The organism is Parasalinivibrio latis (assembly GCF_036825535.1).
GTDB classification, from domain to species: domain Bacteria; phylum Pseudomonadota; class Gammaproteobacteria; order Enterobacterales; family Vibrionaceae; genus Parasalinivibrio; species Parasalinivibrio latis.
In genome coordinates this window covers 1088827-1101420 of the sequence record NZ_CP098812.1, presented here as the reverse complement: position 1 = coordinate 1101420, position 12594 = coordinate 1088827, and the positions used below count along the sequence as shown (strand labels likewise).

11 protein-coding genes and 4 tRNA genes are annotated in these 12594 nt (G+C 51.4%); 8 read left to right on the top strand and 7 right to left on the bottom strand.

The features are described from left to right. The first annotated feature begins 65 nt into the window (after nucleotides 1–65). Both NF212_RS05370 and queC read left to right on the top strand, forming a co-directional pair. The gene (locus NF212_RS05370) at nucleotides 66–1115 is read left to right on the top strand and encodes a PLP-dependent cysteine synthase family protein (protein WP_434360832.1); all 1050 of its coding nucleotides are present in this window, start codon (nucleotides 66–68) and stop codon (nucleotides 1113–1115) included. Nucleotides 1116–1254: 139 nt separating this feature from the next. Then, nucleotides 1255–1947, top strand: coding sequence for a 7-cyano-7-deazaguanine synthase QueC (queC, locus tag NF212_RS05365; protein WP_434359501.1), 693 nt, complete (start codon nucleotides 1255–1257; stop codon nucleotides 1945–1947). A 203-nt stretch (nucleotides 1948–2150) separates the two neighbouring features. On the opposite strand, the gene NF212_RS05360 is transcribed toward queC, so the two are convergent. Further along, the gene (locus NF212_RS05360) at nucleotides 2151–2465 is read right to left on the bottom strand and encodes a DUF1244 domain-containing protein (RefSeq protein WP_434359499.1); all 315 of its coding nucleotides are present in this window, start codon (nucleotides 2463–2465) and stop codon (nucleotides 2151–2153) included. Nucleotides 2466–2522: 57 nt separating this feature from the next. On the opposite strand from NF212_RS05360, the gene NF212_RS05355 reads away from it, so the two are divergent. After that, a complete protein-coding gene (locus tag NF212_RS05355) occupies nucleotides 2523–3131 on the top strand; it encodes an outer membrane beta-barrel protein (RefSeq protein WP_434359497.1) in 609 nt (202 codons plus the stop codon). Between the two features lie 71 nt (nucleotides 3132–3202). On the opposite strand, the gene NF212_RS05350 is transcribed toward NF212_RS05355, so the two are convergent. Next, nucleotides 3203–6316: a multidrug efflux RND transporter permease subunit gene (locus NF212_RS05350; RefSeq protein ID WP_434359495.1), complete on the bottom strand. Its 3114-nt coding sequence runs from the start codon at nucleotides 6314–6316 to the stop codon at nucleotides 3203–3205. Beyond that, nucleotides 6317–7405, bottom strand: coding sequence for an efflux RND transporter periplasmic adaptor subunit (locus NF212_RS05345; protein ID WP_434359493.1), 1089 nt, complete (start codon nucleotides 7403–7405; stop codon nucleotides 6317–6319). A gap of 305 nt (nucleotides 7406–7710) precedes the next feature. On the opposite strand from NF212_RS05345, the gene NF212_RS05340 reads away from it, so the two are divergent. The 4 genes from NF212_RS05340 to NF212_RS05325 all read left to right on the top strand — a co-directional run bounded on the left by NF212_RS05340 (nucleotide 7711) and on the right by NF212_RS05325 (nucleotide 8123). Next, nucleotides 7711–7795, top strand: a tRNA-Tyr gene (locus tag NF212_RS05340). 26 nt (nucleotides 7796–7821) lie between these two features. Continuing rightward, a tRNA-Tyr gene (locus NF212_RS05335) sits at nucleotides 7822–7906 on the top strand. A 23-nt stretch (nucleotides 7907–7929) separates the two neighbouring features. Further along, nucleotides 7930–8014 (top strand) — tRNA-Tyr (locus tag NF212_RS05330). A gap of 24 nt (nucleotides 8015–8038) precedes the next feature. Next, nucleotides 8039–8123: transfer RNA gene (locus NF212_RS05325), tRNA-Tyr, on the top strand. A gap of 68 nt (nucleotides 8124–8191) precedes the next feature. On the opposite strand, the gene NF212_RS05320 is transcribed toward NF212_RS05325, so the two are convergent. Continuing rightward, nucleotides 8192–9145: a glutathione S-transferase family protein gene (locus NF212_RS05320; protein ID WP_434359491.1), complete on the bottom strand. Its 954-nt coding sequence runs from the start codon at nucleotides 9143–9145 to the stop codon at nucleotides 8192–8194. Nucleotides 9146–9398: 253 nt separating this feature from the next. On the opposite strand from NF212_RS05320, the gene xthA reads away from it, so the two are divergent. Then, nucleotides 9399–10205, top strand: coding sequence for an exodeoxyribonuclease III (xthA, locus tag NF212_RS05315; RefSeq protein ID WP_434359489.1), 807 nt, complete (start codon nucleotides 9399–9401; stop codon nucleotides 10203–10205). 73 nt (nucleotides 10206–10278) lie between these two features. Here xthA and NF212_RS05310 read toward each other — a convergent pair whose 3' ends face one another. From NF212_RS05310 to NF212_RS05300, 3 genes are all read right to left on the bottom strand, one after another. Next, the gene (locus NF212_RS05310) at nucleotides 10279–11004 is read right to left on the bottom strand and encodes an ABC transporter permease (RefSeq protein ID WP_434359487.1); all 726 of its coding nucleotides are present in this window, start codon (nucleotides 11002–11004) and stop codon (nucleotides 10279–10281) included. A 12-nt stretch (nucleotides 11005–11016) separates the two neighbouring features. Then, nucleotides 11017–11718 carry an ABC transporter permease gene (locus NF212_RS05305; RefSeq protein WP_434359485.1) on the bottom strand — a complete coding sequence of 234 codons (702 nt, stop codon included), beginning with the start codon at nucleotides 11716–11718 and terminating at the stop codon, nucleotides 11017–11019. Nucleotides 11719–11810: 92 nt separating this feature from the next. After that, the gene (locus tag NF212_RS05300) at nucleotides 11811–12575 is read right to left on the bottom strand and encodes a transporter substrate-binding domain-containing protein (RefSeq protein ID WP_434359483.1); all 765 of its coding nucleotides are present in this window, start codon (nucleotides 12573–12575) and stop codon (nucleotides 11811–11813) included. Nucleotides 12576–12594: the final 19 nt, after the last annotated feature.

Sequence of the window (12594 nt, the reverse complement as noted above, 5' to 3'; positions counted from 1 at the left end):
CCATTGTTCCAGGGCTGTCTATGAGAACCGAATTCCACACCGGCTGTTGCCAGATTGAAGAGACCATGACCAAACAGGCGTGGGTATGCCAGGCTATCCGCAAGATCGAAGCAGATATGCAGCGTTCTGCGGATACCCACCTGATTAAGCTGGACCTCCCCTATTTCGAAGGGATAGACCTCTACCTTAAAGATGAAAGCACCCACCCGACCGGCAGCCTGAAACACCGTCTCGCCCGCTCCCTTTTCCTTTATGGCTTGTGTAACGGTTGGATCAACCAGGACACCACTATCATAGAGTCATCTTCCGGCAGCACTGCGGTTTCTGAAGCCTACTTCGCCCGTCTTCTGGGCCTTCGTTTCATCGCGGTTGTACCAGAATGTACTTCCCGCAAGAAGATTGAGCAGATTGCCTTCTATGGCGGTGAAGCGCACTTTGTACCGCGCTCAGACATGATTTATGACGAGAGCCGTCGTCTGGCGAAAGAATTGAACGGCCATTACATGGATCAGTTTACTTACGCTGAACGGGCTACCGACTGGCGCAGCAACAATAATATTGCCAACAGCATTTTCAACCAGATGGAATATGAACGCTTCCCGATTCCTGCCTGGATAGTGATGAGTGCAGGCACCGGGGGCACTTCCGCCACCATCGGCCGCTACATTCACTACCGCTGCCATGCTACCCAACTGATGGTTGTTGACCCCGAAGATTCTGTGTTCCACGACTATTTCAGAACCGGTGACGCCAACCTGACCCTCAACCGCTACAGCCGCATCGAAGGTATCGGCCGCCCACGCGTAGAGCCGAGCTTTATTCCGGGTGTAGTTGACCGCATGGAAACCGTGCCGGATGCTGCCAGCATCGCCACTATTCGCTGGCTGGAAAACATTATTGGCCGCAAAGCCGGCGCATCTACTGGTACAAACCTCTGGGGTGCCCTGAAACTGGCTGAAGAAATGAAAGCACGTGGTGAACAGGGTTCCATCGTGACACTGCTGTGTGACAGCGGTGAACGGTACCTCGATACCTATTTTGATGACACCTGGGTTGAGAGCCACATCGGTGATATCTCAGCCCATCTTGAAGCACTGAAAACCTACTCGATTTAACTCTCTTCCTTGCACCTTTCTGCACCCCCGGGGTAAAACCCGGGGCTTTTTCTTCTCTAATTCGATTTCCATCCCGGAGCTGGTTATTCCCGCGAATAACATTACAATTCCGGTAACAGAAACAGATGGAAGAACGTCCATGAAAAAAGCCGTTGTTGTTTTCAGCGGAGGCCAGGATTCAACGACCTGCCTGATTGAAGCTCTGACCCGCTTCGATGAAGTCCACTGCATCACATTCGATTACAACCAGCGTCACCGCGAAGAAATTGAAGTGGCGCAGGCCATTGCTCAAGAACTGGGAGTCTCTGCCCATAAGGTCATGGATGTCAGTCTGCTGAATGAACTGGCTATCAGTTCCCTGACCAGGGATAACATTGCGGTGTCCCATGAACTGCAGGAAAACGGTCTGCCAAACTCTTTTGTACCCGGCCGTAATATCCTTTTCCTGACACTGGCGGGTATCTACGCCTACCAAATCGGTGCAAATACTGTGATTACCGGTGTATGCGAAACAGACTTTTCCGGTTACCCGGATTGCCGGGATGAGTTCGTCAAATCCATAAACCAGTCACTGGTACTGGGTATGGATCGTGCACTGACCATTGAAACGCCACTGATGTGGCTCAATAAAGCAGAAACCTGGGCCATGGCAGATGCGTGTGGGAAACTCGACTTTGTGCGCGAAAAAACCCTGACCTGTTATAACGGTGTACGAGGAAACGGCTGCGGTGCCTGCCCGGCGTGTGACCTTCGTCAAAAGGGTCTGGATGGCTATCTGGCAGATAAAGAGGCGGTGATGGCTAGTTACCGGGAGAAAGCGGGGAAGGACTAACCCGCCCTTCGGCTATAAAACTCTAAGCTGTAAATTCTGGGTCCTGGGTCCTGGGTCCTGGGTCCTGGGTCCTGGGTCCTGGGTCCTGGGTCCTGGGTCCTGGGTCCTGGGTCCTGCAAGAGTTTGTCGTCTGAATATGTTCAGTCACGCTCTTCGCTCTTGCTTTTCCCAGTTCCCAGAACCGGATTTTCCGAGGACCGGTATTAGCTCTTCTTCGCTGCCTGCCGCGCTTCAAATGCTGCCATTTGTTCTGGCGTTGCCGGTTGCTGGTGCTTTTCTTTCCACTCACTGTAAGGCATTCCGTACACGCGGGAGCGAGCTTCGTCATCGCTCACTTCAATGCCCAGTTTATCTGCCTCAGCCTTGTACCACTTGCCAAGACAGTTCCGGCAGAAATCGGCCAAAATCATCAAATCAATGTTCTGAACTTCTTTATGCTCATCAAGATGTTGAAGTAACCTGCGAAATGCTGCTGCATCTAACTGGTCTTGTTGTTGGCTGGTTAATTTCTCTGACATAATGCTTTCTCTCTTATAAGACTTTACGTAACCAAACATATCTAAAAGGATTTCATTGTGAAAGTTGCTTATGCCATTCCCGCTTTATTGCTCACATTGTCGACGGGGAACGTTTTGGCGGATGAGCAGGAATTTGAAGCCTACAGCTACGGGTATATTGGTGGGGGCACCGTGGCCTACTCATCTGACAGTCGTGAAACCACCTATAAGGGCAAAAATGAAGACCCGAGTTTTCATGTCGGGATGGGTTACCAGCTCCACCCTAACTTTGGTATGGAGGCCTATTACCGCTACGTCAGCACTGAGTTTGGCGAGTACAACCCCAGCGGAGACAATGCACAGGTTGATATTCACCAGATAGGTTTCTCCATTGTCCCCACAACCGGACCACTTTTTGATACGCCATTGAGCCTGTTTGCCCGCGGGACAGTCATCGGCGGTAAAGCCAAGGTAAAATACAGGACAAGTAACACCATTACCCAGGTAACCGATGACAATACTTTTATGTTTGAAGTAGGTGGCGGCGTACAGTATGACCTGAATGAGAAATTCTGGCTTCGCGGAGAGTACGTTCATGTCATTGCCAGTGATTTAGATGGAAAAGGACAACTTATGGATGTAGGCGATATCAATGGCCTGCAGTTTTCAATTGGTGCTAACTTCTAAGGTCACAGTCTAACAGTCGAAAAAAAGCGCGGAATCGAAATCCGCGCTTTTTTATTTCTCTGCTTTTAGCTTCAGCCGTGTCCCGGACGGTGTACTTTGTCCTTCGCCAACTCTTTTTCCAGCTTATCGGCAATAAAGCCCGGAGAGTGTGAATGGGTTGCCATCAGTCGGTACATAGCAGGAATGACCAACAGCGTTACCATGGTGGCAAATGCCATACCAGAGAATACAACCGTACCCACCGCAATCCGGCTTTCTGCGCCTGCACCGGTCGAGATGATCAACGGAATGGCGCCTGCCAGCGTGGTAAACGCCGTCATCAGGATTGGGCGTAAGCGACGCACGGATGCATCGATAATCGCCTGCTGGAACTCAATCCCCCTATCACGGAGTTGGCCGGCAAATTCAACAATAAGGATGCCATTCTTGGTCACCATACCAATCAGCATGATCATCCCTATCTGGCTGTACACGTTAAGACCCTGTCCGCTCAGCCACAGGCCGAACAAACCACCGAATATTCCCATAGGGACAGTCAGCATCACCACCAGCGGGTTGATAAAGCTCTCAAACTGCGCTGCAAGCACCAAATAGGCAACCAGCATAGCAAGCCCGAACACCATCAGCATGCTGCTCTGGTTATCCTTGAATTCCTGGGATTCACCAGCGTAGGAGATGGTAATGTCCTTCGGTAACTGCTCAATCGCTTTGGCATCCAGGAAGTCCAGAACTTCACCAAGGGTATGCCCCGGCTCCAGGTTGGCTTTCAGGGTGATCGACTTTTGTTTGTCTGTGTGCGAGAGACGCTGGGCTGAGGCAACCTCTTCAAGGCTGGCTACCGTATCCAGTGTTACTAGCTTGCCGCTTCGGGAGCGCAGGTAAATCTGGCTCAGGTCGGCTGACGAGTTGAAACGTTTTTCGTCACCGCGCAGGTAAACATCATACTCCTCACCACGATCGACAAAGGTCGTTTCACTCTTTCCGCCCAGCATCACCTCAAGCGTGTTGGAGATTTCCTGGGCACTGATACCCAGCTCTGCTGCCCGCCGACGGTCAATGTTGACTACCAGCTCCGGCGTGGTTTCCGCATAGTTGAGGTCAGCCCCGTTTGCCAGCTTGCTGGCTTCCAGCTCCTCTTTCAGTACCGTTGCCCACTTGAAAAGGGTTTCGTAATCTGCCCCGCCCAGTACAAACTGGACCGGCTCACTGGAGCCCCCACGGAAGCCCGGCATAAACGGGAATACCCTGACATCAGGAATCCCACCCAGGGACTGGCGGACTTTCATTAGAATTTCTGACGCAGACAGGTCACGTTTTTGCCAGTCTTCAAGCTGCATGATGACGAAACCGGTCTGGTCCCCTGCCATTCCACCAAATGCGGGGGTCTGGATACTGATAGACAGCAGCAAACCTTCCTCAACCAATGGCAGGAGGCGATCCTCCACCTGCTCCATATTTCCCACCATGCGATTGTATGCCGTCCCTTCAGCACCTTTCACAAACGCCATCAATACGCCTCGGTCTTCCTGTGGGACAAGCTGAGCCGGGACTTGCTGCATAAACCAGTAGCTTCCACCTAAGCAGGCAGCAATCACCAAAGGTGCACCCCAACGCGCTTTTACTGCCCCGGTAACAATAAAGCGGTAGCCATTTTCAAGCTTGGTAAAGCCACTATCTACCAACTGGTTGAAGCGACCACGGCGGACATTCGCCTTTAGCAGTTTGCTGCCCATCACGGGAGTGAGGGTCAACGCCACCACCGAGGAGAAAATTACGGACACGGACAACAGGACTGAAAACTCTGTAAAGAGTTTGCCGACCATGCCCTCCATAAAAGAAATCGGCAGGAACACCATCACCAGAACGGCAGTGGTAGCCACGACCGCAAAACCCACTTCACGGGTTCCCCGGTACGCCGCTACCAACGGGGTTTCACCCTTCTCTATATGGTGGAACATGTTTTCCACCACCACGATAGCGTCATCCACCACCAGACCGATAGCCAGAATAAGCGCCATCAGGGTCAGCAGGTTGATGGAAAAACCGAAGAAGTACGCAGCAATAAAGGCGGAGACCAGTGAAACCGGAACAGTCACTGCCGGTATCAGCGTTGCCCTTGCCTGCCCGATAAAGATATAGAGCACCAGCACCACCAGCAGGCCGGTGACAAACAAGGTGCTGTAAACCTCTGAAATAGAGCGTTCGATAAAGACGGTAGAGTCATAGTCCACCCAAAGGCGAGTCCCGTCCGGGAGGAAGCTTTGCAGCGAGTCCACCAGTTCTCGGACATTCTTCGCTACATCCAGCGGGTTGGCATCAGATTGAGGCACAATTGCCAGGCTGAGGTTGTTAACTCCGTTGTTCTTGAACGTCGCATTTTCGTTTTCAGAACCGATAAAGACCTTGGCAACATCCTTCAGGTAAATGGGGGAGCCGTCATTTGCCGTCCGCACCACCAGATAGCGGAAATCCTCCGGTGTCATGTAAAGCCTTTTGGTGCGGACCGGCATGGTGGTGACATCATTTCGTATCTCACCGCCTGGGCTTTCAATGTTTTCAGACCGCAGCGCGGCGGAAATATCATTGGTGGTGACGCCACGCCCTGCCATCAAAACCGGATCCAGCTCTACATACATCACCTTGTAAAGCGCACCGTAGATACCGACAGAACTGACACCGGAAATCAGGCTGAACCGGTCTTCCAGTGTGCGCTCGGCATATTCTGTCAGTTGGGCACGGTCCATCTCAGAGGATGCAAGGTTGATATAAAGCGCCGGTTCACCAGAGCCGTTATCTCGGGAAACAACCGGTTCGTCCGCTTCATCCGGCAGGCGTCGCTGGGCACGGGCTACCGCATCCCGAACGTCACTAACGCCTTCAATCAGGTCCCAGTCGAGTTCAAACTCAACGGTAATACGTGAGAAACCATTACGGGTTACCGAGGTAATTTCCTCAATACCGCTGATACCGGACAACTCATCTTCCAGTACCTGGGTAATCTGGCTTTCCATGATACTGGCCGACGCACCGGCATAACGGGTGCCAATCGAAACGACAGGGCTGTCGATATCCGGCATTTCACGCACCGGCAGGCGGTCAAATGACACCAGACCGAACACACAGAGCAGCAGGCTGAGTACGACCGCAACAACCGGGCGTTTTACGGAAATATCAGAGAGCCACATTTACTTGCCCTCTTCAACCGGCGCCTTCGCATCCAGCTTGGCGGTGGAAAGATCCTTTACTTTAGCGCCATCACGCATATTCACCAGCCCCTGAACCACAATGCGATCACCCACCGTTACACCGTCATCGATCTGTACCTGGTTGTCGAACCGGGCACCCAGGTCAACTTCGGTACGCTTGGCGATACCCTCAGTCCCCACCACATACACATAACGGCGGGTACCGGAGTACTCAATGGCCTGTACCGGAATAACCGGTACGGTTTGCGGGTCAAAGGTCAGCGTCGCGGTCATCATCATTCCCGGCTTGAGTTTCATTTCCGGGTTGGCAAACAAAATTCGGGCACGCACGTTCAGGGAGTCACTGTTTACCCGGGTATCCACATTTTCCAGCTTTCCGCTGAACGTATCTCCCGGCCACGCCTGATTGCCGGCTTCTACCACCAACCCAGGGTGGAGATCTCCAAGGTGTTGCTCCGGCACATTCACATCCAATTGCATGGAGGAGAGGTCATCCAGCGTAAACAGGGTTTCGCCGGCACTTACCAATTTACCTTCGCTGAAATCGATAAGGCCAACTACCCCGCTGAACGGAGCACGGATGAAGTGGTCGTCATAGTTTGCTTGCGCTACGTCCATACGTGCTTTGGCAATATCGACGCTCGCTTGTTGGGCATCCAGCTCAGTCTGGGTAATGGCGCTTCGCTTGATAAGCTTCCGGTAGTCTTCCAGCTTGCGCTGTTCGTCTGTGTAGTACGCCTTGGCTTCCAGCAATGCTGCCTTGGCTTTCACCGGGTCAATTTCTATCAAAAGATCGCCTTTTTTCACCTGCTGGTTGGCTTTGACGGCGATACGTTCAACTTTACCGGTGATTTCTGAAGCCACTTCCAGAGAACGGACGGCATCCAGGTTACCGACAAGACTGAGTGAAGAGGAAAGGCTTTGTGCATCGACCATCGCCGTTGCAACCTGCACCGGCGGACGTTTTGGGGCACCGGGTTTCGGCGAGTTGGCAGCAGATGCGTAATACCACCAACCGGCTCCGGATATGGCCAGGATGGACAGTGAAGAGACAAGGACTTTTTTCATCGGTGGAAACCATGACATATAAGACTTCGGCGAGTTTACCCAAGACCTTATGCAAATAGGGTAAAGAAGTGTAAATCACGCCGGGATTTACAAATACTTACGCGATCCCAATGTGAGAGCTTTATCGCGTACTAAATTTGGTGCACAGGATGCCAGTAGAAAAGAAAAATCGGAGAAATGCGTCGAAATCATCCAGTTGGTTCAAATTCTCACCCTTACGCCGAAAAAAACAGCAAACGAAATATGTTTGCGAAGAAATCCCTTTACAGGATCAATCTGTCTGTTAATATTCGCCCCGCACTTGTGGTGGGGTTCCCGAGTGGCCAAAGGGATCAGACTGTAAATCTGACGGCTCAGCCTTCGAAGGTTCGAATCCTTCCCCCACCACCATTTTTTGATACAATGCGTTCTCCCGTGGTGGGATTCCCGAGTGGCCAAAGGGATCAGACTGTAAATCTGACGGCTCAGCCTTCGAAGGTTCGAATCCTTCTCCCACCACCATTTTACAATTAGCGACACCCCGTGGTGGGGTTCCCGAGTGGCCAAAGGGATCAGACTGTAAATCTGACGGCTCAGCCTTCGAAGGTTCGAATCCTTCCCCCACCACCATCTTTACAATTTGCGTTACCCCGTGGTGGGATTCCCGAGTGGCCAAAGGGATCAGACTGTAAATCTGACGGCTCAGCCTTCGAAGGTTCGAATCCTTCTCCCACCACCATTATTTAAGACAAAAGCCGGTGATTTTCACCGGCTTTTGTCGTTTCTACACTACTCAAACATCACATATTACCGGCCATGCGGTGCCCACAGATCTTGCTCCGGCCCTTTCGGCACAATCCCGGTTGGGTTGATGGTTTTATGGCTGACATAGTAATGGTCTTTTATATGTTTGAAATCGACCGTCTCAGCCACACCCGGATGTTGATACAGCGCCTTCATGTAGCAATACAGGTTCGGGTAGTCCGCTATCCTCTGTCTGTTGCACTTGAAATGCCCCACATAAACCGGGTCAAAACGGATCAATGTGGTAAACAGTCGCCAGTCTGCCTCAGTAATTTGCTCACCGGCCAGGTATTTTGACTGCCCAAGGTGCGCCTCAAGTGTATCCAGGGCAGAAAACAGATTTTCGAAAGCCTCTTCATACGCTTCCTGCTTAGTAGCAAACCCGCACCGGTAAACGCCGTTGTTTATATTCGGGTAGACAAAGCTGTTCCACTCATCAATGGTTTCCTGCAGGCTTCCCGGATAGAAATCCAACGTATTTCCAGTCACGCCGTTAAAGGCACTGTTGAACATCCGGATAATCTCTGACGACTCATTGCTGACAATAGTTTCAGTTTTCTTGTCCCAAAGCACAGGTACAGTCACCCGCCCGGTATAGTCCGGTTTCGCCTTGGCATAAAGCTCATAAAGATGGGTAAAACCATACAATGGCTCCGGCGTGGAGAAAGCCCATCCTTTTTCCATCATCAGCGAATCTACGACGGTCACATCAATGTGCGACACCAATCCTTTCAGCTCCCGGAATATCAGGGTTCGGTGCGCCCAAGGACAGGCCAGGGAAACATACAGATGATATCGCCCGGACTCAGCCTTAAACCCGCCTTGCCCTGTCGGCCCCGGCTCTCCATCTGCGGTTACCCATGATCGGAACCCGGCATCTTCCCGGACAAATTTGCCATTGGATGTTTTGGTGTCGTACCAGACATCATGCCAAACGCCTTCAACCAGCTTACCCATGCTTTCTCTCCCTGTGAGTTGACCTTCCGTTCAGTATAAAAGCAGTACGAATTGGAGTCGGTGGGATAAAGCTGGCGGATTTGGTCAAAAAATTTGAATGAGGATGAATTGCTTCATCACTTTTCTCTGAAACCACCTATTAACAGAATACGCAAATTCAATTTTTGCAGTGCCCGGCAAGGCTGGTACAGTAGGGACAACAGAGAAGTCTCACCGAGACAGAGACACGCTGACAACAAGGATAAAAACAACAATGAAGGTTATTTCATTCAATATTAACGGCCTGCGCGCCCGCCTTCACCAGCTTCAGGCTCTTATCGACAAACACCAGCCGGATATTATCGGCCTTCAGGAGATCAAGGTTCACGATGACGCCTTTCCGGTCGAAGATGTTGAAGCCATGGGTTACCGGGTGTACTTTCACGGTCAAAAAGGCCATTACGGTGTTGCCATGCTGTGTAAGCAAGAGCCGGAATTTATCCTGAAAGGCTTCCCGACCGATGACGAAGATGCCCAGCGCCGGATGATCATCGGCGGTTTCAAACAGGAAAACGGTCGGGATCTGGTGGTTCTGAATGGTTATTTCCCTCAAGGTGAAAACCGTGAGCACCCAACCAAGTTCCCGGCAAAGGAAAAGTTCTACAAAGACCTGATGACCTACCTGAACGATCACCATAAACCGGAAGACGATGTTATCGTGATGGGTGACATTAATATCTCCCCTATCGACCTCGACATTGGTATCGGTGAACAAAATGCCAAACGCTGGCTGCGCACCGGCAAGTGTTCTTTCCTGCCGGAAGAACGTGAATGGCTGAAAACCCTGCTTGACTGGGGCTTTACGGATTCTTTCCGCAAGCTCTACCCGGAAGTGAACGACAGGTTCTCGTGGTTTGACTACCGCTCTAAAGGCTTTGACGACAACCGTGGCCTTCGCATCGACTCCATCATGGTAACCAATACGCTTTCTGAGCGATTAAAAGATGCCGGCATTGATTACGAACTGCGTGGGATCGAAAAGCCTTCTGACCATGCCCCGATTTGGTCAACGTTTGAGTAAAGTGATCTAGTTGCACTAAAAAGCCAGCTATCCAGCTGGCTTTTTAGTTATAAGGTGCCTGAATGACTCCGGCCTACTTAGTTTCAAGCGGGCGTAAATGCCGGTGCCACTTCCCTTCCAAGCGCTTAAACGCATACACAATGGTAAACGTCAGGCAAAGGTAGATTGCCGCGACAAACAGGAAAGCATCAAAGGGGGCGTAAAACCGGGCATAGATATCCCGCGCAGCACCCGTAAGGTCAATAATGGTCACCACAGAGGCAATGGAACTGGCGTGCAGCATAAAGATCACTTCGTTGCTGTAAGCCGGCAGCGCCCGGCGGAATGCTGAGGGCAGGATAATCCGGCGCATAATAGTAAATGGAGACATTCCATATGCCTTGCCTGCCTCTATTTCTCCGTGTGATGTTGCCATAATGGCACCACGCAGGATTTCGGTAGTGTATGCAGCCGTGTTCAGCACAAATGCCAGCAGGCACGGATAGAATGCATCTTCTATCACCGCCCAGAACATGGAGTCCTGGATCCCTTCTATCGTCGCCACACCGTAGTAAATGATATAGAGCTGGATCAGCAGCGGCGTCCCCCGGAAAACGTAAACGTAAAACCATACCGGGCGGTTAATCCATGGGTTCTTTGATGTTCTGGCAACCGCCAGGGGAACAGACAAAACCAGACCGATAACCAGGGATAGGAAAACCAACTGTACAGTGACCGTCAGGCCGTCCCAGTAATGAAGAATGGTGGTTGAGTTGAAGATCTCATTTTGATCCAGCAACGCGTAAATTGATTCCATCATCGTCATGTCCCCTTATCCCCGAACCACACCGGCACTGAACTTGCGCTCAAGCCGCTTCAATACCAACTCGGAAAGGGAGGTAATCGCGAGATAAACAATGGCAACCGGGATGAAAAACTTAAACGGTTCATTCACTGCACCGGCTGCTTCCTTGGCCAAGCGTGTCATATCCGCAAGACCTATCACCGACACAAGGGCCGTAGTTTTAACCAGAACCAGCCAGTTATTACCAATACCCGGAAGAGCGTGTCGCATCATCTGCGGGAACAGGATACGGCGAAAAATAAGCCATGGGCTCATACCGTAAGCTGTACCCGCTTCTATCTGTCCCCGGTCGACCGCAAGGAAGGCACCGCGGAATGTTTCAGCCATGTAGGCCCCGAAGATAAAGCCGATGGTTGAAATACCGGCAGTAAATTCATCGACATTGAAAAACACGTCGATTTCAAATTTCTCATAAAGCCAGTCAGAGAAGTTGTTGAGCATGATTTGGGCGCCAAAAAAAATCAGCAGCATCAGAACGAGGTCTGGCACCCCACGGACAACCGTCGAATAGACTGTAGCAATACTGCGGGCAACCGAGTTCTTCGATAGACGGGCAAGGGCCGTCACCAATCCAAGAAATACAGCGATTAAAACGGAGAATACCGCCAGCTCAACGGTGAGAATCGCCCCCTTAAAAATCGAGGGGCCATAACCATGCAGATCTAACATCCTTTCCTCCTCTGCACGAAACGCCGAACAGGCCCGAAAGCCTGCCCGGTTGATATAAACCGGCAGTTATGCCGGTTTGCCACAGAGGCTGCTTACATTTTGATGTTGTAGCTGAAGTACTTATCCATGATGGTTTCATAAGTACCGTTGGCTTTCACCTCAGACAGGGACTTGTTGAAGATAGCCAGCAGATCCTTGTCACGCTTGCGGAACGCAGCACCCACACCGCCACCCAGCTGGAAGGTTTCACCAACTGCTTCGTACTTGTCACCGTCAGAAGCACCAAGGATAGAAGACTCACCGACAGGGAAGTCGATCAGCACTACGTCCAGGCGTCCGCCCTGAAGATCCAGAACCAGGTCATCACCTGTGGTGTAACGTTTGATTTCAGCCGTCTTGCCAAAGGTATCGGTCACGTGTCCGTCCTGGATGGTGCCGCGTTGAACACCAATACGCTTGCCCTTCATAGATGCAGCGTCATCCGGGTTAATACCGGTGCCTTTAGGCGCGAAGTAGCCACTTGGGGTGTTGTAGTATGGTTCGGAGAAAGCAACCTGTTTGGCGCGCTCAGGGGTGATGGACATAGAAGAGAAGATTACATCATACTTGCGTGCTTGAAGGCCCGGAATAATTCCGTCCCACGCCTGCACAACCCATGTACACTTCAGCTTGGCATTCTCACAAACAGCATTACCAAGATCGACTTCAAAGCCCGTCAGGGTGCCGTCTGGCGCTTTATACTCAAAAGGTTCATAAGGAACGTCAACCGCGATACGCACATCGGTCCATTCCTTGGCCTGCACAGCAGTCGCACCTACTGCAGCGGCTACCGCTGCGGCAACTAACCATTTTTTCATCTTCCTGTCTCCTGTTGTG

What these genes read in the sequence shown, in the direction of transcription:
- NF212_RS05370 (WP_434360832.1), top strand. Translation starts at nt 66, where the DNA reads ATGACCAAACAGGCGTGGGTATGCCAGGCTATCCGCAAGATCGAAGCA.
- queC (WP_434359501.1), top strand. Translation starts at nt 1,255, where the DNA reads ATGAAAAAAGCCGTTGTTGTTTTCAGCGGAGGCCAGGATTCAACGACC.
- NF212_RS05360 (WP_434359499.1), bottom strand. Translation starts at nt 2,465, where the DNA reads ATGTCAGAGAAATTAACCAGCCAACAACAAGACCAGTTAGATGCAGCA.
- NF212_RS05350 (WP_434359495.1), bottom strand. Translation starts at nt 6,316, where the DNA reads ATGTGGCTCTCTGATATTTCCGTAAAACGCCCGGTTGTTGCGGTCGTA.
- NF212_RS05345 (WP_434359493.1), bottom strand. Translation starts at nt 7,405, where the DNA reads ATGAAAAAAGTCCTTGTCTCTTCACTGTCCATCCTGGCCATATCCGGA.
- NF212_RS05320 (WP_434359491.1), bottom strand. Translation starts at nt 9,145, where the DNA reads ATGGGTAAGCTGGTTGAAGGCGTTTGGCATGATGTCTGGTACGACACC.
- xthA (WP_434359489.1), top strand. Translation starts at nt 9,399, where the DNA reads ATGAAGGTTATTTCATTCAATATTAACGGCCTGCGCGCCCGCCTTCAC.
- NF212_RS05310 (WP_434359487.1), bottom strand. Translation starts at nt 11,004, where the DNA reads ATGATGGAATCAATTTACGCGTTGCTGGATCAAAATGAGATCTTCAAC.
- NF212_RS05305 (WP_434359485.1), bottom strand. Translation starts at nt 11,718, where the DNA reads ATGTTAGATCTGCATGGTTATGGCCCCTCGATTTTTAAGGGGGCGATT.
- NF212_RS05300 (WP_434359483.1), bottom strand. Translation starts at nt 12,575, where the DNA reads ATGAAAAAATGGTTAGTTGCCGCAGCGGTAGCCGCTGCAGTAGGTGCG.